18 protein-coding genes are annotated in these 20,981 nt (G+C 38.6%); all 18 read left to right on the top strand.

Translation table 11 applies throughout. The features are described from left to right. Nucleotides 1–55: 55 nt before the first annotated feature. The gene (locus tag ACPWSR_RS04015; protein WP_426350417.1) at nucleotides 56–976 is read left to right on the top strand and encodes an FHA domain-containing protein; all 921 of its coding nucleotides are present in this window, start codon (nucleotides 56–58) and stop codon (nucleotides 974–976) included. Nucleotides 977–990: 14 nt separating this feature from the next. Next, complete coding sequence (locus tag ACPWSR_RS04010) at nucleotides 991–2,049, top strand: AAA family ATPase (protein ID WP_426350416.1); 1,059 nt, start codon at nucleotides 991–993, stop codon at nucleotides 2,047–2,049. Between the two features lie 12 nt (nucleotides 2,050–2,061). Continuing rightward, nucleotides 2,062–2,340: an EsaB/YukD family protein gene (locus tag ACPWSR_RS04005; protein ID WP_426350415.1), complete on the top strand. Its 279-nt coding sequence runs from the start codon at nucleotides 2,062–2,064 to the stop codon at nucleotides 2,338–2,340. Next, on the top strand, nucleotides 2,330–6,907 hold the full coding sequence (gene essC / locus ACPWSR_RS04000) for a type VII secretion protein EssC (protein ID WP_426350414.1): 4,578 nt from the start codon (nucleotides 2,330–2,332) through the stop codon (nucleotides 6,905–6,907). Before ACPWSR_RS04005 ends, essC begins: the two co-directional genes overlap by 11 nt. 141 nt (nucleotides 6,908–7,048) lie before the next feature. Continuing rightward, complete coding sequence (locus ACPWSR_RS03995) at nucleotides 7,049–7,342, top strand: WXG100 family type VII secretion target (protein WP_426350413.1); 294 nt, start codon at nucleotides 7,049–7,051, stop codon at nucleotides 7,340–7,342. A 95-nt stretch (nucleotides 7,343–7,437) separates the two neighbouring features. Beyond that, entirely contained in the window at nucleotides 7,438–7,731 is a 294-nt protein-coding gene (locus tag ACPWSR_RS03990; RefSeq protein WP_426350412.1) for a WXG100 family type VII secretion target, read from the top strand. A 72-nt stretch (nucleotides 7,732–7,803) separates the two neighbouring features. After that, nucleotides 7,804–8,922, top strand: a complete 1,119-nt coding sequence (locus tag ACPWSR_RS03985; RefSeq protein ID WP_426350411.1) for a hypothetical protein — start codon at nucleotides 7,804–7,806, stop codon at nucleotides 8,920–8,922. Beyond that, nucleotides 8,915–9,202 carry a hypothetical protein gene (locus tag ACPWSR_RS03980; protein ID WP_426350410.1) on the top strand — a complete coding sequence of 96 codons (288 nt, stop codon included), beginning with the start codon at nucleotides 8,915–8,917 and terminating at the stop codon, nucleotides 9,200–9,202. The genes ACPWSR_RS03985 and ACPWSR_RS03980 overlap by 8 nt, the downstream gene beginning before the upstream one ends. A 21-nt stretch (nucleotides 9,203–9,223) precedes the next feature. After that, entirely contained in the window at nucleotides 9,224–10,636 is a 1,413-nt protein-coding gene (locus ACPWSR_RS03975) for a T7SS effector LXG polymorphic toxin (protein WP_426350409.1), read from the top strand. Between the two features lie 21 nt (nucleotides 10,637–10,657). Beyond that, on the top strand, nucleotides 10,658–11,074 hold the full coding sequence (locus tag ACPWSR_RS03970) for a hypothetical protein (RefSeq protein WP_426350408.1): 417 nt from the start codon (nucleotides 10,658–10,660) through the stop codon (nucleotides 11,072–11,074). A gap of 17 nt (nucleotides 11,075–11,091) precedes the next feature. After that, nucleotides 11,092–11,523: a hypothetical protein gene (locus tag ACPWSR_RS03965; RefSeq protein WP_426350407.1), complete on the top strand. Its 432-nt coding sequence runs from the start codon at nucleotides 11,092–11,094 to the stop codon at nucleotides 11,521–11,523. 178 nt (nucleotides 11,524–11,701) lie between these two features. Further along, entirely contained in the window at nucleotides 11,702–12,721 is a 1,020-nt protein-coding gene (locus ACPWSR_RS03960) for a LacI family DNA-binding transcriptional regulator (protein WP_426350406.1), read from the top strand. 100 nt (nucleotides 12,722–12,821) lie between these two features. Next, nucleotides 12,822–14,168: an ABC transporter substrate-binding protein gene (locus tag ACPWSR_RS03955; protein ID WP_426350405.1), complete on the top strand. Its 1,347-nt coding sequence runs from the start codon at nucleotides 12,822–12,824 to the stop codon at nucleotides 14,166–14,168. A 120-nt stretch (nucleotides 14,169–14,288) separates the two neighbouring features. Continuing rightward, complete coding sequence (locus tag ACPWSR_RS03950) at nucleotides 14,289–15,155, top strand: carbohydrate ABC transporter permease (RefSeq protein WP_426350404.1); 867 nt, start codon at nucleotides 14,289–14,291, stop codon at nucleotides 15,153–15,155. Nucleotides 15,156–15,169: 14 nt separating this feature from the next. Beyond that, complete coding sequence (locus ACPWSR_RS03945) at nucleotides 15,170–16,003, top strand: carbohydrate ABC transporter permease (RefSeq protein WP_426350403.1); 834 nt, start codon at nucleotides 15,170–15,172, stop codon at nucleotides 16,001–16,003. Between the two features lie 36 nt (nucleotides 16,004–16,039). Then, on the top strand, nucleotides 16,040–18,388 hold the full coding sequence (locus ACPWSR_RS03940; RefSeq protein WP_426350402.1) for a glycoside hydrolase family 65 protein: 2,349 nt from the start codon (nucleotides 16,040–16,042) through the stop codon (nucleotides 18,386–18,388). A 95-nt stretch (nucleotides 18,389–18,483) separates the two neighbouring features. Further along, nucleotides 18,484–20,157 carry a glycoside hydrolase family 13 protein gene (locus tag ACPWSR_RS03935; RefSeq protein ID WP_426350401.1) on the top strand — a complete coding sequence of 558 codons (1,674 nt, stop codon included), beginning with the start codon at nucleotides 18,484–18,486 and terminating at the stop codon, nucleotides 20,155–20,157. Between the two features lie 396 nt (nucleotides 20,158–20,553). Further along, nucleotides 20,554–20,979, top strand: coding sequence for a hypothetical protein (locus ACPWSR_RS03930; protein ID WP_426350400.1), 426 nt, complete (start codon nucleotides 20,554–20,556; stop codon nucleotides 20,977–20,979). The last annotated feature ends 2 nt before the right edge of the window (nucleotides 20,980–20,981 follow it).

Raw genomic sequence — 20,981 nt, 5'->3', positions numbered from 1 at the left:
TGATAAGTAATTCTAAGTAATTTTATAGTAAGTAATTTTTCAGGAGGTAAATAAATTGAACTCACTCATTGAAGGTGGAACCCTAATTGAAAAGCCCTGCGGCACAAATTTTGCCTATGTACTTGCTGATAACAGCAGCTTTATGTCCACAGAATATAAGGTGCTGCAGAATCAAGGAAATGGTTTTGTTAAATGCATGAAGATGAGCTACAACGGAAAAACACAGCTATATTATCTCACTAACGGGCAAAAATCCCTTGCAGGAATGCTGCCGAACCTAGATGCTGATGGTTTCTTGACTATTGTAGGGAATCTATTTTCAAACATCATAGATGCAAAAAATAATGGATTTTTATCCTGTGAAAATATTGATTTAGCTTTTGAAAAGATATTTGTAGACCCAGCTACCTTTAAGGTTAAGCTGATATATCTCCCTACTAGGCTTAGGCTTTTTGCAGATTACTTTGCTTTTGAAAATCAATTAAGGACAAGCCTTATTAAACTAATAAATAGCATAGAAGGGCTGTCCTCCCCAAAAACCATGGAGCTTGCGGTTAATCTGGGGAGTGGAACACTCTCTCTTGAGGATATATATAGCAGAGTAAAAAGTGGAGTGGCCATGGAGAGAGGGGCTGACAGAAGCAGAGGGCAGGGCTCATATAGTGTGAACAAAAGCACTATGAGTATAATATCCATGAATGCACCGATACATGTGGAATTAGAGATTACTAAGGATAAATATGTAATAGGTAAGAATGTATCCGGTGTCGATGGTGCAATAACCTTCAATAAAGCCATTAGCAGGGTTCACTGTCAGATTGATAGACATGATGGAAGCTATACCATTACCGATCTAGGTAGCTCCAACGGCACCTTTGTTAATAAGGTAAGACTGGCAGCAAATCGTCCTCACCCTCTGAAAAATGGAGATGTGATTAGACTAGCCAACAGTGATTTTCAGGTATCAATTGGGTAAGGAGGATGAAGAGGATGAGAAGACCAAGAATCATAATTGCAGATACTGATGAAAGCTACATGCTTCCCCTGCAGCAGAAATTTGCTGAGGAATTCTTTGAAAAGATAGACCTGGAAATCATCAGTGATGAAGCTTATTTTAGAGAGCTATTTTCATTACCACAAAAGGCAGAGATACTTATAGTTTCTGAAAATCTATATGACCAAAGCCTTAACAGGCACAATATAAACAATTTATTTGTGATGATGGAGCAGTATGAGGAAGGTAACACTGATGAGTTAAGCATCAATCGCCTTTTAAAATACACCAGCATCAAGGAGCTGTTCAATGAGATTATAGGGAAGAGTGCTGAGGTTTTAAATATTAAGGATGGCATTAAGACGGAGCCGGAAATTGTCCTGGTATATTCTGCTTCTGGTGGAGCCGGCAAAACTACCGTTGCCTTAGGCATCAGTGCATGCCTCACAAAGCTATATAAAAAGGTATTGTTTATAGGAGCAGACAGGCTGCAGTCCTTCCAGAGAATGCTGGATAACCCAAGTACAATTGCTGCAGCTGATGTCTATTCTAAGCTAGCAAGTCCAGGAAGATCTGTGTATGAAGACATAAAGCATGTGATTCGCAAAGAGGAGTTTAGCTATTTGCCACCCTTCAAGGCTGCTTTAATGTCCTTGGGTCTAAAGTATTCTATATATGAAAAGATAGCAGAGTCGGCAAAGAAGTCCAGGGATTATGATTATATTGTGATCGATGCCGATGTGACCTTCGATGAAGACAAGGCACAGCTTTTCAACCTTGCTGATAAGGTGGTAATTGTAACAGAGCAGACTGCAGCCTCGGTATTTGCTACCAATCTTCTTGTAGCCAATATCAATGGAGTAAGCAGTGAGAAATATATATTTGTATGCAACAATTTTGATAATGAAAAGGACAATGCTTTAATTTCCCCTAATAGGCCCATGAAGTTCACGGTGAATGATTATATTGAGAGCTATAGGGAGTACGATGGAATAAAGTGCGATGATCTGACAAAGGTTAGTGGGATGCAGAAAACTGCCTTTCTCATAATATAGGGGGAAAAGCTTATGGAAAGAGAAACAGCAATCATAACCTTGAAAATTCCAAAAAGAAACCTTGAGGTGGACCTAGAGGTACCTTTAAGGATTACGGCAAATGAACTGGTTATTGCATTGAATATTGCCTATGATCTTAATATTGATATATCAAATATTAAGAATTGCTATCTCAAGGCAGAAAACCCCATTGCACTACTAAGGGGTAATAAGACCTTAGGTGATTTTGGTTTATTGAATGGAAGCATCATAAATTATACAGAAATAGGAGTACAGCGCGGTGGAGAGTAGATATAAGATAATCATTTCAAATAAAAATCTATATAAAGAGATTGAGCTGACTTCTGATATGAAGGAGGTTAAGGTTGGTACCGCTGTGGAGTGCGACATCCGTTTAAGAAAAGAGCTTTTTTTTGGACCTATTGAGTTAGTTTTTGTAAAGAATGGGGACGGCTGGTCTGTACTCTGCTCCGATAATCTGTATCTTAATCTTGGGGATGTACGAAAATTAATGACCAAAGCCTTGAGCCATGGTGATTCCTTTGAGGTTAAGTATCAGGACTCTAATAATGAGGTTTTCAACATTGATTTTCTCATTGATTTTGATAATGGCAAAAGAAGGTATGATAGGGTCATTGATATCAGCAGCTCCTCCATAATCACCATTGGAGCCGCAGCTTCTAATAATATTGTTATAAAAAGTCCTTTTGTCCAAAAGGATGCCATAGTTTTAGAACATAAGTATGACGTAGCTTTAGATTATAAGGATGCCATAGCTCTGGACAACAAAGATGGCAAGCTGAAACTTACAATTAAGGCTACCACCTATGGTGTTTATCATAATGGAAACAAGGCTTCCAATAATGTGGTGATAGACAGTGGAGATTTTTTCTCCATCTCTGATTTCTTTTTCTATTACAAGGAAGGAAGGCTCTGGACGGAAGCTAGAGAGGGGATCACCATTAAGGAGCTGAGCTATGAGGATTTAAAAACAAAGGAGTCCTATCCAAAATTTAATAGAAGTACAAGGGTTAAAACGGTAATTAGTGATGAGAGGATTGAAATTTTAGACCCTCCAGCAAAGCCTCAAAAGCCTAAAAACAACCTGTTCACAAGACTGCTCTCCTCCATGGGAATGCTTATTGCAGCCGGATTTATGTGGTCTAGAGGTGGAACTACCATGATAGTTTTCAGCGGTATCACTGGAGGTATGGCAATACTCACCACCATCATCAGTGTCAGGGATAACAATAAGGAATTCAAAAAACAGTCCGCTGAACGTATTAATAAGTATCAAGCATATATTGGTAAAAAGAGAAAGGAAATTGAGGAGCAAAGAGTTTTAGAGCATAAGGACTTAGAAAAGATTTATGTTTCCTTGGATATGGAAAAGGAGAGGGTACTAGATTTTTCCGAAGACTTATTTGACCGCATGAGGGACCATGAGGATTTTCTTTCCCTTTACCTGGGAACTGGAGCAGTGGAGGCAAAGAGAGAGATAAATTATAAAAAGCAGGAGCGGCTGGAGGTTGAAGATGAGCTGCAGCAGATTCCAGAGATGATGTGGAATGAATATAAGTATATACACAATGCTCCTGTGGTATGTGATCTAAAATCAGTAAATGCTGTTGCTGTGGTGGGAGAAGAAAAATTCCGCTTTGAGATGCTTAAGAATATGGTTATAGATATTGCTGCCCGCCAATACCATTCCGATGTGAAAATGGTATTTGTAGCAGACAGCGGCCATAAGGAGGATATTTACTGGCTTAGAATGCTCCCTCAGGTTTATTCAGATGAAATAGGTGGAAGAACTCTCGTATGGAATGATGACAGTAAGAATCTTGTTTTTGAGTATCTCTACAAGGAGCTTACAGAAAGGGAGCAAAATAAGACCTTTGATCATAACATAGTTATATTTTTCTATAAGGAATATGGTTTTAAGAGTCATCCTATTTCTAGATTTATTGATAAAGGAAAAGACCTTGGGGTTACCTTCATATTCTTCGGAGAGGAAAAAGCAGATATACCCTTTGGCTGTGGCTATATTATAAGCTTACTTGATAAGGAGAGAGGGATCCTCACCAATGTGGAGGATCAAAGGGAGGATAAGGAATTTACTTATAAGACCATAAGTCATGAGAAGGCCTGTGAAATCATAAGAATCCTTGCTCCAGTATATACAGAGGAAATTTCTCTGGAAAGTACTCTTACTAAGAATATTTCCCTCTTTGAGCTTTTAAATATAATTGCTGTAGATGATATAGACCTGAAAAATAAATGGGGTACTTCCCAGGTGTTTAACTCCATGTCGGCGCCTATTGGTGTATCTAAAGCTGGAGTAGTTAGCCTGGATCTCCATGATAAGGCCCATGGTCCCCATGGCTTAGTTGCTGGTACGACAGGAGCTGGTAAGTCTGAAATACTCCAGACCTACATTCTCTCCATGGCTACACTCTACCATCCTTATGAGGCTGCCTTTGTTATCATCGACTTTAAGGGAGGGGGAATGGTTAATCAGTTTAGAGAGCTTCCCCATTTACTTGGTGCCATTACCAATATCGACGGTAAGGCAATAAATCGTTCCTTAAAATCCATTAAGGCTGAGCTGCAGAAGCGTCAGAGACTTTTTGCAGAGGCTGATGTTAACCACATAGACAGATATATTAGAAAATATAAAACTGGTGAAGCAGCTGTTCCCCTTCCACACCTGATCATTATCGTGGATGAGTTTGCTGAATTAAAGGCTGAGCAGCCAGAGTTCATGAAGGAGCTGATTTCCGCAGCTCGTATTGGACGAAGCTTAGGGGTTCATCTTATCCTTGCTACTCAGAAGCCTAGTGGACAAGTTAATGAGCAGATCTGGAGTAACTCTAGATTCAAGCTCTGCCTCAAGGTTCAGAGTAAGGAGGATAGCAATGAAGTCCTTAAATCACCTCTGGCAGCAGAGATTAAGGAGCCTGGTAGAGCTTATCTACAGGTGGGAAACAATGAAATCTTTGAGCTCTTCCAATCGGCTTATAGCGGTGCTTCTGAAAAGGTTGATGAGGTGAACGTAAAGGAATTTACCATATATAGCTACAATGAAGCAGGTAAAAAGGTGCCTGTATATGTACAAAAAAAGAAAAAGAACAGCGAGGATAATACAACTCAGCTGGATGCAATTGTAAGATATGTCATGGAGTTTTGTGAAGCTAATCGTTTATCTAAATTGCCTGATATATGTCTGCCAGCTCTATCAGAAGTAATTGATTATCCTGAAATGGTTAGGGATAGGAGTGCAGGTGGTATCCAGGTTCAATTAGGAGTTTACGATGATCCGGAAAATCAATATCAGGGAATTTATTCCGTAGATGTTGAAAGCAATAATGTAATGATTATCGGCTCTTCACAAAGCGGAAAAACCAATCTTCTTCAAACCATAATCCGCAGCATAGCTTCAAGGTATTCACCAGAGGAAGCATCGATTTATATATTGGACTTTGCTTCCATGGTATTAAAGAATTTTGAAAGCCTCAGCAATGTTGGTGGAGTGGTTTGTCCATCAGAAGATGAAAAGCTTAAGAATCTATTCAAGCTCCTATATTCTGAGGTGGAAAGCAGGAAGGAAAAGCTTATAGCTGTTGGTGTAAGCTCCTATTCAGCCTATAAAGAAGCTGGCAATACAGATATACCTCTCATGGTACTTATCATTGATAATTTAACGGCTCTGAAGGAAATGTATTTCAAGGACGATGATGATGAACTCCTTCATCTATGCAGAGAAGGGCTTTCTGTAGGTATCAGTATCGTAATAGCTAACTCTCATACCGCAGGTATAGGCTACAAATATTTGTCAAACTTCGCTACAAGGATTGCCATGTACTCTAATGATTCCAATGAATACAGCTCCTTGTTTGACCACTGTAGCGAAAGGATAGATAACATTCCTGGAAGAGCTATTATCAAATTGGAGAACAGGCATCTTGAATGTCAGGCTTATCTCGCCTTCAAGGGTGAAAAGGAAATTCATAGGGTTAAAGAAATCAAAGAATATATAGCAGTTATTAATGGTAAGCATAAAAATGTCACTGCAAGAAATATCCCAGTAATCCCAGCTTCCTTGACTGATGCTTATGTCAGTGAACAATTTGCTAACCAGATGCAGAATAAATATAAGCTTGTCATGGGACTGGATTACGGCAGTGTAGCTCCTTTATCCGTGGACTTTGCTAGCTTAGGAGTCCTTGCAATTGCAGGTAGAGAAAACACAGGCAAGCACAACTGGCTCAAGTATTCCATAGGTATGCTGGATAGTCAGTACCCTTCTGGTAGCAAGGTTTATATAGTGGACGGAATAAACAAAAAGCTTTCTTCTCTTAAGAAGAAGGAGAATGTTGAAGCCTACTCCATTATTTCTGAGGATGCTGTTACCATCATTAAAAATATCGAAGCACAGCTTAAGGACCGCTATGATGCACTGCTAGCTGGAAATGAAGAGATTTTATCTACCTCAGAGCTCCTCATGGTAGTGATAAATAATCAGGATTCCCTAGTAGCCATCAGCAATAATATAGATGCCCTTACAGCCTATAAGAATATCCTTGGCCGTTATAAGAATTTGAATGTCTGTATTATAGTAGCTGGGGTAGAAAATGCTAATATTCCATACAGTGCCCCAGAGCTTTTGAAAAATATTCGTGATGGACGTCATCTGCTGTACTTTGATGACATGAGCAACATGAAGCTCTTTGATCTCCCCCTAGCAATGATAAGAAGCTTCAAGAAGCCTATAGAGCTAGGGGACTGCTATTACATTAAGGAGAATAGCTGCACAAAGCTTAAAACTCCTCTTTGCATAAGGGAAGGTAGGACAAGCTGATTCTATAGAATCAGGTAATATAATATGAAAGCTTTGGGTAATAGCGTGCCGTAGAAGTAAGGCATATGCCCAAAAAATTAACTATGGTAATTATGCTTGGTAAACCAAGCAAATTATAAAAAATTTTAAGGAGGAACTGTTATGGCAAACCAAATTAGAATCACCCCAGATCAAATGAGAGAGAGGGCTAATCAGTATCGTACTGAAGCAGGTACTGTAAATGGTGTAATAAGCAAGATGGATTCTCTCCTCCAGCTTCTTCAGGGAGAATGGGAAGGTGCAGCAAGTGAGTCCTATGCAGCTCGTTACAAGGAATTAAAGCCTGGTTTTGTTAAGGCAGAGGAGCTCATCAGAGAAATAGCAGCAGCTCTTGATTCCACTGCCAAAATTGTTGAAGAAACTGATACAAGCATTGCAAATCAATTCAGAGGTTAACAGGAATATTCCTGGAATCACCAGATAATGTAACAAATTTTTATGAATAACTCTGGCATTGCCAGATAATATAATGACTTTAAGGAGGAACAGCAATGGCAAATCAAATTAGAATTACCCCAGATCAAATGAGAGAGAGAGCAAATCAGTATCGTACTGAAGCAGACTCCGTAAATGGTGTAATAAATAAGATGGATTCTCTTCTCCAGCTTCTTCAGGGAGAATGGGAGGGTGCAGCCAGTGAGTCCTATGCAGCTCGTTATAAGGAGTTAAAGCCTGGTTTTGTTAAAGCAGAGGAGCTAATTCGTGAAATAGCAGCAGCTCTTGATTCCACTGCCAAAATTGTTGAAGAAACTGATACAAGCATTGCTAATCAGTTTAGAGGGTAAATTCTCTAGTTAGTGTCCTCTCGCCACTAATGGCGAGGGGCACTAATAATAATTTACGGAGAGGACATTATTATGGATAAAAAAATTAAGATAGAGCTAAATAATGAGATTTATGAAGAGGATAGTGTCTATGCCTCCATAGCACTTCGTGGTGGCTTTATTACAAAAGAATACCTTATAGATAATGAGAGCACTTTTGTTGGGAGCTATGCCTTTTATAACATTTTATTTCAGTATTGGCGCCTTACTAGCATACATGCTGAAATCAAATATGATGTTTTAAGAGGTAGATCGATTATAGCTTTTAAGGGTAAGAAAAATGAATACTTGGAAACCCTGAAGTATGTTCTGGATAAGCTTTTTAACAGTGAATATAATCAAGAAATCTTTGAAGAGGCGAAAAGCATATCAAGGTCTGCTTTTGAAAATAGATATAAGGCTGGGAAATTTAGAGGAAGGCTAAAAAGCTTTGAGTTTTCCGATTTAAATAAGAGGTTTCAATTAAGGGAGTTGATTAACGATATAGAAGTAATTGATTTTAACACCTTTAAGAGCTGTGCAGAAACACTTTTAGTTCCTGGAAATATTTATCTTTATATAAATGGTGATGTTTCGGAAGCTGAGGCTATAAACAGTACAGTGGAAGCGGTGCTTCCTCACAGGAACCATTCTGTGAAGGTTAAAAATTATTACTATGATCCTTATTTGAAGCAGGATGCACATCTTTTGAACCTTGCGAGAGAAAATTTTAGCTTAACTGCTGTAGCTTTTGATTTCTTAAATAGAGGGACAACTATTTTTGCAAAGCAGGCCATATTGGATTTTAAAGCTGCTTATTTACCTTATAGAGATATAGAGGTATATGTTGATTCCTTAGATGCAAGTCTTATTTTTGAAAATGAAACCCTGAAGACCATAAAGCCCATAATCCATGAAGTGATTTCAGAAGAGCAGTTTGATTTATTAAAGAAGAAAATCCTACAGAAGTATTTAGCACTGCTTAAAAATTATCCAGAGCTTTTTGCAATAACGGGAGCTGAAATGTTGGTTAATGATGTATCTCTGGCAGAGTATATAGCTTTTATAGGCTCCTGCACCTATGAGCTCTATTGTGAGCTTTGTGATAGGTCAGATTTCATCATAACTGAAGCGCAGGTAGTATTGAAAAAGGAGGCGATGGAATTTGTCTAAAGTTTATCTCAGCCCTGAGGAATTCCAGGGACAGATTGATAGCTTCCAGGATGGAGCTAGTAAGATTAAAGAGCTCAAGTACGATTTAGAGGCTCAGGGGCTAAAGCTAAAAAGCGTTGATAAATATATAGAATGTATTGAGGAGTTTAATAAAACCGTGGCTTTATTTGGTGAAATGCTTGATTTAGATACGCAGAGCATGAAGCTTATTAAGGCTAAATGGATGAATACTGATAGCGATATAGCTACAAAAACACTTAAAGAGCTTATCTTTGGGTAGTATGGATTAAGGAGAGTGAATATGGCTGGGAAAGGTGATTTGTTTTTAGATAATAATAAGGTGGTCAGCTTATATGAGAAGACTAAAAGCTATGAAACAACTGTCTTAGACGCATTATATGCCCAGTACAAAAATACTTATAAGATATCCCTTTCAAATCATTTTAGGGGCGATGCTGCAGATTCCTTTAAGAATTATATAACTGATGGTGCCATAAATATTATTACTGGAATGATGGACGTCTCTTCAGAAATGACTATGATAATACAGTCATTTACGGAAACCTTCTCCCAGTATGAAAGCGCCCAGGAGGGTAAGGTCTCAGAAGATGCCTTAGACTATATAGATAAGAGTCTCAAGGATAAAAAGTCCACCTTTAGAAGTGCAGAAAGTGAGCTTAATGCCGCTCTGCGTGAGGCAGCAAAATATATATCTGTAAAAGCTCTGGAGCTAGATAGTGTCCATAGCAGCTATGATAAGACAAAAAATAACCTGAAAAATATCAGAGAAGATCTCTATGCTGCTGATGATGAAGCACTTAAAAATGCAGAGCAGCTCATGGAAAGAATAAGAGAGCTTAAGGACTTGATTAGGAATACAATGGGCCATTGCTATAATGATGATGGCAGGATTATTCCTGATAATATAAATAATGTTAAGTCACAGCCCTGGTTCTCTAAGTCATCCAATTTAGCTCTTAATCTCAAGCTCCAGGAGGACCCCTTTGCCTATAGTGCTGGAGAGGTAACCGTTGCTGAAGACCAGTGGGCTATTGGGCTCACCTCTGATATTTATGCTTATGCAGGCTATGCCTTCTTAACAGCTTCCTATGAAGCAGGGGTAGAGGATGGAACTGCTTTTATAAAGGCCAAAGCAGCAGTGTTAGAAGCTAATGGTAGTGCTCAGTTTACCGATTATCTAAAATTAGGTGCTACAGCCCAAGCTCTATATGCACAGGGAGAGGCAAAAGCAGGCTTTTCAGAGGAATATGTTGGCTTCAGTGCTTCTGGAGAGGCAGGGGTAGCCAGGATAGGTGGTTCCGCAGTCCTTGGAACTGAGGATTTAAATATCACTGCACAGGCTGGAGCTGAGGTGTTAACTGCCGATGGAAAGGTGGCTCTTGAATTTGAAGAAGATGGACAGTTTGCTGTTGGAGTTGATGCCGGTGCCACAGCAGCAGAGGCTACAGTGGGATTAGGAGGCTCTATTCTCTCCTATGAGGATCAAGGTACTCAGAAGAATCTCTTTGCCGTCGGTGCAGGAGTGGAGGCTGGAGTAAGTGCAGATTTTGCACTATATGCAGAAAGTAATACTGCCTTTGAGACTAGTGTAGTAAATATTAATGCCACTTCTGTTAAGATAAAGGCTCAGGCGCTACTAGGAGTAGAGCTTAATGTTACTGTTCCGACGCCTCATTTCAAATGGCCGTGGTAAGAAAGGATAGGAGGTATGGTAATGGCAACTTTAGAGGATCTGAAATTTTCCTTGACAGAAATAAAATCTCAGCTCAGGGCTAAGCAAAAAGAAAGGGAAGGCTATCTTGCCATCGCTGCTGATATAGATGCTGTTTATGAAAGGCTTGCAGAGGATAAAAAAATAATCAAGGGCTATCGAGATAGTGTAAAAAGCTTCTCAGAGGAAAGCTATGATGATTTTAAAGGTAATCTGCATAAAAACTCATATAAAACCAGTGTTAATGATGTAATTGAAAGCTACAATAAAGTAATTAGTAATATTGATGCTAATATGGATGCCTTAAACATGGAAAAAGCAAGCTATGAAAACAAAGCATCAAGATGCTATGGCTTGATTGGATCTTTCGAATCAGCTGTTAACTCCCTGGTCCATAGAATTGAGAACTGGGTTAACTAGTATAGGAGGTTTTTTATATGGCTATCAATGTTATGGTGGCAAAAGCTCATGAGGGTCAGCTTAAGGATCCAGCAATAAAAGAAGAATACGCGAGCGTACAGAGGGCTATAAATAGTGCCCAGCTTGACTACCAGGAGGATACAGTAAATTTAGTATTCCTAAAGGGTATGTACAAGCATCAAGAAAGAAAAATGACTACCGTATGTCTCTTTGTCAACAAGCTAGATAAGCCCCTCAAGGAGCTCCATGGCGATATGCGCCTAAAATTTAAAAACAAAGATGCATTAATTGCAAAAGCAACCCTGGACTTCGACGAAGCCTTTATGGGTGAGCTCCCCAAGGATACGGGACTACTAGTCCACCTAAGCCTTCCAGTAAAAGGCCTACAAGAGGATCAAGTATTCACCATAAAGGATATCAGCGGGACCTTGATGGTGACAGGCACATGAGTTATGACTTATTGATAATTTCGATGGAGCTTTCTTTTTTTGGAAGCTCCATTTACTATGAGTAGGAATGTTGCTATAAATATGAACTATTTTTTAAATCCCTATAATATATTGAAAACCCTGCAAATTAATGGTAGTATGTAAATGTTAACAAAAACGTTTTTGAAAGGGAGTTGTTGTGTTGGCTTCTTCTATAAGGGATGTTGCACGAAAAGCTGGGGTGTCTGTGAGTACTGTATCTAGAGCCTTTAATGAATATAGTGATATAAAAGATGATACTAAAAATAGAATCTTTGAGGTAGCTAAGGAATTAGGCTATGTGCCCAATATCAGTGCAAGGAATTTATCTAAAAAAAATAAGCTTAATATCGCCATGATAGTTTCTGGTTTTATGCAGGAATCTGATGTGGATGAGTTTCAGTTTCTGCTGATGAAGGGAGCCTATGGCTATGCTATGGACAATTCTATTGAGATAGCAACCTACGCTATAGATTCCAACTATCAGAAGGAGAAAACCTATGATCAGTTTTGCCTGGAACATAGCTTGTCGGGTGCTTTATTACTGGGACTTAAAACCAGCGATGAATATCTTAAATCCTTGAAGGATGTTCAGTTTCCCTGTGTAACAGTGGATGTAGAGCTGGAAGGAGATAAGCTGGGCAATGTGCTCATGGAGGATCAGAAGGCTTTTCAGGAGATCACAGAGTATGTACTTCAAAACAACCATAGGAAGCTTGTACTTGTTTATGGTAAGAAGGAAGCTCTGGTATCGAGAGAAAGATATATGGGCTTTTCAAAAGCTATTGAAGAAGCAGGGTTGTCTCTAGAAACCATGGAAATTATCTATGGTGAATTTTCAGAAGCTGATGCTTACAAGGAGGCTCGGAAGCTTATAGAAGAGAAGGGGAAGGAATTTACAGCCTTTGTAGCTATGAGTGATTTGATGGCCATTGGTGTAATGAGGGCTATTAAAGACTGTGGCTATAAGGTGCCTGAGGATTTTTCTGTAACAGGCTTTGATGGTGTGAACATGGCTGCATATGTAGAACCAGCAATAACAACAATCAATCAAAAGGTTAAAAAGAGGGGCTATGCTGCAGTAGATTTACTGATGAATATTATAAATGGTAAGGCTACTGCCCATAAAATAGTCACTGAATATGAATTAGTTATAAGAGATAGTGTAAAAAAGATTTAAGGGCTTTGTCCTAAAATCCTTTTTTATTACTTCTTACAAAAACGTTTTCGAAATATTAATTGATTATTAACAATGACAAAAAGAAAATGGAGGAGAATTTATGGTATTTAAAAAGACAATTGGGTTAATAGCTGCAGCAATAATGTCTATATCCCTAGTAGCCTGCGGAGATGGTTCTGAAAAAGGCTCAAGCGGGACAAAAGTTGGCAGCGATGGTGTAATTGAAGTAACTCTACCTACATATATGACTGGTGAAAATGTAGGTGCTGTATTTTTTGAGCCTCATATTGAAAGATTTAATGAAAAGCATAAGGATAAATACAGAATTGTTCTTGAGGAGGTAACTCAGACAAACTACGCAGAAAAAATAAAGCAGATGGCTCTTCAGGACATGCTTCCTTTCTTAGTACATCCACCAGCCTCTGGAGGTATAGATATTCAGTGGTTTGAAGAGGTAGCAGTAGCCAATGACATGGTATATGACTTAAGTAAGTGGTTAAATGATACTCCTGCAGTTAAGGACCTAGTTATTGATGAATCCTTAGACTTTGTTACTAGGGATGGCAAGGTGGTTATAATGCCTATGGTAACTGTAAGGCCTATTGGAATGTTCTATAATTCAGAGCTGTATACACCGGAAAAGCCTGTGGGAGAAATGACTGTAGATGAATTTGTTGACTCCTTAGGAGATAATAAGATTCCCTTCCAGTCCGCAGAAAATGCATGGACAAGTGGTCTTTTCTTAACAGCTTTAATAGCTAATGAAGAAGGCGGTGCTGATTTTCTCAAGGAAAATAGCGGCAAGACCCTTTATGACTTTACAGATCCTGTCATCGTAAGTGCTGTGGAAAAGCTTAAGGAGGTTTTTGATGAGAAGGCAACCTCTAATTCCATAGGAGGAGGCTATGCAGATATGGCCAATTCCTTTATGAGTAGTAGTGCGGCAGTTATGTTCAATGGACCCTGGATGTCAGGAGATTTTAATGAAGGCTCCAGTGATAAATGGAGCAATGGCTTTGATGGAAAGAATGTAAAATCAGACATTTATCCTGGTAACATTGCTATAGCAAACACTGCTTTTTATGGAGACCTATGGATTCCGTCTACCGTTTCTGAAGAGGAGCTGGAGGTAGCTCTTGCTTATCTAGAATTTAGATATTCCCCTGAAGAAATAGAAGCATATATACTTGCAGAGGGTGGTATTGCTCCAAAGCTAGAGTACAGTGCGAGCTTCAATGAAAAGCTCCAGGAAACTCAGGTTCTTGCAGATTTAGCTGAAGCTTCCCAAGGAGAGGATGTCACTTATGTGCAGAACCTTCTAGAGATGATGCCGTCCTCAGTGTCAGACTCAGAATTTGCTAAGCTTCTACCTAAGCTTTACGATGGCACCTTAAGTGCAGAGGAATTCTGCAGTCAGCTTTCTGATAAGGCAGCAGAAGCTAAATAGCTTGTAAAATACATAGGCAATAAGTGAAATAAAACTCCTTATTGCCTATATCTATTTAAAACTAGAAAGCAGGTGACTAAAATAGCTAGAAAATCTACTGAAAAAATAAGTATAAGCAAAATGGAGAAGAGAAACTATCCACTGATTTATTTATTTTTACTTCCTTCTATTGTAATGTTTTTAGTCTTTTATTTAGTTCCTATAATTACGGTGTTTACTACTTCCTTTACAGAGTGGAATGGCTTTAATTCACCAGAGTTTGTGGGAATGGGAAACTATATAAGGCTCTTTGCCAACAAGGCATTTTTGTATTCCCTTAGGAATCTGCTTCTCTGGTCCCTCATTGCAATGACTCTTCATGTGGGCTTTGGAGTTTTAGTAGCCTTTATCCTTTTCAGAAAACCAAAGGGTTGGAAATTTACCAGAGCAGTGTTTATGGTTCCAAATGTTATTTCCACCGCTGCCTGGGCCTTGATATATAAATTTATCTTTAATAATGATATGGGAATACTGAACAATCTTATAAGGAAGGTTAATCCAGACTTTAATGTTCAGTGGTTTTATAATTCACCCTATGCCTTCTGGGCTGTGACCTTTACCTGGTTATTCTTTGCGGTAATAGTCACCTTGATTGTTCTAAATGATCTTATGGCAATTCCAGAGGAGGTTAATGAAGCGGCTAAGGTGGATGGTGCCACAGCTCTTCAGGTAGCCTTTAAAATCCATCTTCCTCTATGCAGAAATTCCATAGGTACAGCTATGATACTGTCTATAACCTCAAGGGTTGCCATGTATGAAACCATAGTCCTTACCACTGCTGGTGGACCAGGGGATGACACCATGAATCTTCCGCTGATCCTTGTGAATTCCATAATGAATCTAAAGCATGGCTATGCTAACTCCATAGGGGTTATTATGTTCATCATAGGTTTAGCTACATTATTTATTATAAATAAATCCTTCAGGATGAATGAAAGTGTATATTAAGGAGGTGCATCTAAGTGAAAATAACTAAAAAAATATTAGTAAATCTATTTATCTACGGAGTTTTAATTTTTACTGTAGCAGTATCCATATTACCGATAATATGGATAATAATCTCCTCCTTTAAAACCAATGCACAGATACTCAGCAGTCCTTTTTCTCTTCCGGAGAATATCAGCTTTGGAGCCTTTGCCTATTTATTTGAGGAGTATAACTTTTTAAGGTATACCTTAAACTCCTTCTTAGCTTCAGTATCCTCAACAGTAGTTTCCCTTGTTATCTACTCTATGGGAGCTTATGTAATAGCTAAGTATAATTTCCCAGGAAAAAATCTCTTTTATGCCTTATTTACCATTACCCTTTTGGTACCGGCACAGTCAAAGGCGCAGCCGATTTTTTCTCTCATAACAAAGCTTGATCTTTATGATAATATCTGGGGCTTATCACTGGTATATGTTTCAGCAGGAATGGCTATGTCTATGTTTATCCTGAAGAATACCTTCATGTCCATTCCAAAATCCTTAGATGAGGCAGCAGCCATAGAAGGGGCAGGCTTCTTAAGAACCTTCTGGAATATAAACATACCTCTTGCAAAAAGCGGTCTTTCCACGGCTGGTATACTGATGTTTTTAAATAACTGGAATGAATATTTCTATGCTGCACTCCTTACCTCCTCAGACAGGAATAGGACACTGCCCATAGCGCTACAGTTCTTTAATGAAGCCTTTTCCTATGATTATACCAAGCTCTTTGCAGCCCTAACGGTAGTGGTGCTCCCTGGAATAATAATTTATACCTTGGCTCAGGAACAGGTTCAGCAGAGCGTAGCGGCTTCAGGGATAAAAGGTTAGGAGATTTAATAAATTTTGCTATGGAGGAGGACAGAAATGGATATTTTAAAATACAACAGCGGCAGTGGAGTACTTAAAAATTGGATAATAGAAGAGAGTGCTTTTAATGCTGAATTCTTAGGGAAATGCGAAGCTATTTTTACCCAGGGAAATGGTTATTTAGGGGTAAGAAATGCTTTAGAAGAGAGGTATACTAAAGAAAAGAGAAACATGTTCGCCTCGGGAACCTTTAACAAGGCCACTGAGGGTGAAGTCACTGAGCTTCCTAATCTTCCAGATATCACTGAAATCTCTCTTTATATAAATGGTCATAGATTTAATTTAGAGGCTGGGAAAATAGAGGCTTACAGCAGAAGGCTAAACCTGAAGACAGGAGAAGTGGTGAGAAAGGTTTTGTGGACTAGCCCCCAGGATGATACAGTGGAGCTGAAATTTAGAAGGTTTGTATCCTTAAGTAATGAGCACATAATTGGAGGAGCCTTAGAGATTACTCCAATAAATAGTGACATAGACCTTACTATTATCAGTGGGATAAATGGAGAGATGACAAACAGCGGTGCTTCTCATTTTAAGGGTGGTACTAGACGTATCCATGAGAATAAATATCTGGAATACACTGCTGAAACAACAGAGGGAAAGCTCTATATAGGTGTATTTTCTACTCATAATATAAGCAGCGATGAAACGTCTATAGAACCAGTTATGAAAAGAAGAGGGGTTTCCCTTAAGCACAGTGTTAAGGTAAAAAAAGGAGAGAAGCTGAAATTTGAGAAGCTTTCCTGTGTATATACCACAAGAGATATGGGGTATATTAACAATAATTTAGAAGAAGCTTTAGAGAAGGTTAAAAGCGATGGCTTATCTTTGCTTAAGGACATAGAAAACAAAGGTTATAAGAGCCTGCTAGCTGAAAATAATAACTCCTGGGAGGCTTACTGGAATCAGGTGGATATAAGGATTAACAGCCGTGATCCCTTTGACCAGCTCAGTATAAGATTTGCCCTATACCACTTAAATATAATGGCAAATAAAAAGGATAATAGAGTAGGTATTGGTGCAAAGGCTCTCTCGGGAGAAGGGTACAAGGGTCATTCCTTCTGGGATACAGAAATTTTTATACTACCTTTTTACACATTTACCCTACCAGAGGCAGCAAGAATATTGTTAGAATATAGATATAAGAATCTTTATGGTGCAAGACTAAAGGCCAAGGAATATGGTTATGAAGGTGCCATGTATCCCTGGGAAAGTGCCTGGATTGATGATGGAGAGGTTACCCCTCTCACTGCTGGAATCGATGTGGTTAAGGGTACTCCTATAGATGTCCTTACAGGAAAGCTGGAGCACCACATCACTGCAGACATTGTCTATGGACTCTGGCAGTATTATATGACTACAGGAGACAAGGCTTTTATGGAGGAATATGGTTATGAAGTGCTCTTTGACACTGCCTTATTCTGGTCAAGCCGCTTAGAATATAATGAGGTTCTTGATCGTTATGAAATAAATGATGTTATAGGTCCTGACGAATATAAGGAGCATATAGATAACAACGCCTTTACCAATTACATGGCTCATCATAATATGAAGCTGGCGCTAAAAGTAATGAAGGAGCTTAAGGAAAGTAATGAGAAGCTTTATGATAAATTAAATAGAAAATTAGACTTGCAATATATACACGAAAAGGTTAGCACCGTTGTGGACAAGCTATATCTCCCCAAGGAAAATGAAGAAGGGATAATACCTCAAAATGATCAATTCCTTAATCTAAAAGAACTGGATATAAGAAAGTATAAGGAAAGTGATGAGGTTATGGGTATATACCTGGACTATAATCCTGAACAGCTCAATGAATATAAGGTTTCTAAGCAGGGGGACCTGGTAATGCTGATGTATCTTCTGGGAGAGCATTTCTCAAGGGAAAGCAAGCTAAAGAACTATAAATATTATGAGTCCTATACACTCCATGATTCCTCCTTAAGCAAATGTGTACATTCTATAATGGCAGCTGATTTAGACCTATTACAGGAAGCATATAGCTTGTATAAGGGCTCAGCAACCATAGATTTAGGACCTTATATGAAGAGCTCCGACGAAGGTATACACAGCGCTTCCATAGGAGGCATCTGGCAGAGTGTGGTCATGGGCTTTGGTGGAGTCAGGGTTATAGGCAATACCTTAAATATAAATCCTAAGCTACCCCCTAGCTGGGAAAGCTTATCCTATCCTCTCATATGGAAGGGAAACAAGCTTAACATACATGTGGATACAAAAGAGATTTCCATAGAAAATAAAGGACAAGAAGCCGTTATCCTTATGGTGGATAAGAGGATTGTCACTGTTGAGGGTGAGGGGAAAGAGGTAATGTTGGTGACTGGCACATGAGTTATGACTTATTTACATGAGAGGTGACATGATGGTGACAGGCACATGAGTTATGACTTATGACTTATTGATATATAAGGAAAGGGTGATAAATAATGAAAAAGTGGTGGAAGGAAAGTGTTGTTTATCAAATATATCCAAGAAGCTTTGCTGATAGCAATGGAGATGGTGTTGGTGATATCAATGGTATTACAGAGCATCTTCCTTATCTTAAAGAGCTGGGAGTAGACGTTATATGGCTTTCCCCTGTTTATGAGTCTCCTAATAGGGATAATGGCTATGACATAGCTGACTATCAAAGTATCATGAAGGAATTCGGAACTATGGAGGACTTTGACAGAATGCTTTCCAGGGCTCATGAGCTGGGACTGAAGTTTGTAATGGACTTAGTGGTTAACCATACCTCTGATAAACATGCCTGGTTTATTGAAAGCAGAAAGAGCAAGGACAACCCTTATAGAGATTTCTACATCTGGAAGGAAGGTAAGGACGGAAAGGCCCCAAACAACTGGGGAGCATGGTTTGGAGGCTCTGCTTGGACCTATGATGAAGAATCTGATATGTATTATCTAGGCTGCTTTACTAAGTATCAGCCAGACCTTAATTGGGAAAATGAAAAGGTGCGTCAGGAAGTCTATGATATGATGTCCTGGTGGTGTGATAAGGGGATAGATGGCTTCAGAATGGATGTTATCAGCATGATCTCTAAGGTACCAGGCTATCCTGATGGAGAAGTGATTAAGGGGATTTACGGAGACTTCGGCCCTTATGTATTCAATGGTCCTAGAGTCCATGAGTTCTTACAGGAGATGAATAAGGAAGTACTCTCAAAATATGATATCATGACTGTAGGAGAAACAGCAGGAGTTACCATAGACGAAGCAAAGAAATATGCACAGCTTGATGGAAACGAGCTGAACATGGTATTCCAATTTGAGCATGTGGAATATGTTGCCCCAGACTCTGGTGCTATCGGTAAATGGACAGATGTAAAGCCTCCTATGAAGGGTATCAGAGCTATACTTAATAAGTGGCAGCAGGAGCTGGAGGGAGTGGCCTGGAACAGCCTCTACTTCTGTAATCATGATCAGCCTCGTTCTGTCTCAAAGTTTGGGGATGATAGCGATGAATATAGAGAGGTTTCGGCAAAGATGCTGGCTACCTGCCTCCATATGATGAAGGGAACTCCTTATGTATACCAGGGAGAGGAGCTTGGGATGACCAATGCTTATTTCTCAGATATAGAGGATTACAGAGATGTGGAAACTATAACTCTCTATCATGAATATATAGACAACAACCTCATATCTCAAGAAAAAATGCTCAGCTATGTACAGGCAGTGAGCAGGGACAATGCCCGAACCCCAATGCAGTGGGATGACAGTGAAAATGCTGGCTTCACCACCGGCACCCCCTGGATTAAGGTAAACCCAAACTACGTAAAAATCAATGCCAAGGAGCAAGTCTCAAGGGCAGATAGTGTCTTCAATTACTATAAGAAGCTCATTTCTCTAAGGAAAAACCATGAGATAATAGTCCATGGTAAGTTTGTACCACTCTTAGAGGACAACGATGATATTTATGCTTATGAAAGACAATTAGATGGTACAAGGCTTATAGTAGCCTGCAACTTTACCAAGAAAGAGGTTAAGTGTGAGCTCTTTGATGATATAGAAGGTGGACAAGAACTAATAAGTAATTATGAAGAGCATAAGGCCAGGGTGTTGCAGCCTTCTGAGGCGAGGGTAATGATGGTGACAGGCACATGAGTTATGACTTATTATCTATAGAATAATAATATTTATTACGAAAGTCCTTTCCGTATTCGGAAGGGACTTTTGAATTTAGTTTATAAACAGCTATAAGACCTGTATTTAGTATTCAGTGAAAAAATGTTCTACGATATATGATATTTTATCCAATCAAACTAATCCAAGAGAATCGTTTAAAAAATATTTACAATATTTATACATTGGTATAAAATATAATTATGTGATATTTTTAACAAAAAATAACATAAATTATAAATAAATACAAATGTGAATGGAAAACGAAATATTTGAATTGATTATTTCAGTTTAATATTATAATGATTATTTACTAACTTAAGCTTATTAAATGATCATTAAATTTAATAATATTAATAATTTTAAGGGGATGACATTATGGAAAACGAGCAGAAGTTAGGGGCGGGAATTATAACAATTAGTATTTTAATGCTTATTGGTACAGTGATTAGTATTTTAGCTACAATTTTTGTTATGGTTGTAGGAGATAGCTTAAATTCTCTTATGCTTCAAACAGGTCAGGTAGATGCAAGTATGATTCCAACCACTGGCCAATATATTTTTGGTCTAGTTACTACATTAATAAGTGGTATATCGGTTATTTTGATATTAATGAAAAATAAATATGGTATATTTGGTTACTTTGGTCTTTTCATACTTAATACCGTTTATAATATTATCGTATCAGGGACGGCAGGAACGGCTATAATTTCGTTGATAATAAGTATAGCAATTGCTGCTCTATATGGATATTTCATTTATAAAAAAAGAGCTTTATATGGTTTTGTGGAGGAAACAGTTTAAGG

The sequence above is a fragment of the Alloiococcus sp. CFN-8 genome, assembly GCF_049943125.1.
In the GTDB taxonomy this organism is placed as follows: domain Bacteria; phylum Bacillota; class Clostridia; order Clostridiales; family Clostridiaceae; genus JAEXZL01.
Note: the sequence above shows the minus strand (reverse complement) of the source record. Positions and strands in the feature narration are given on the sequence as shown.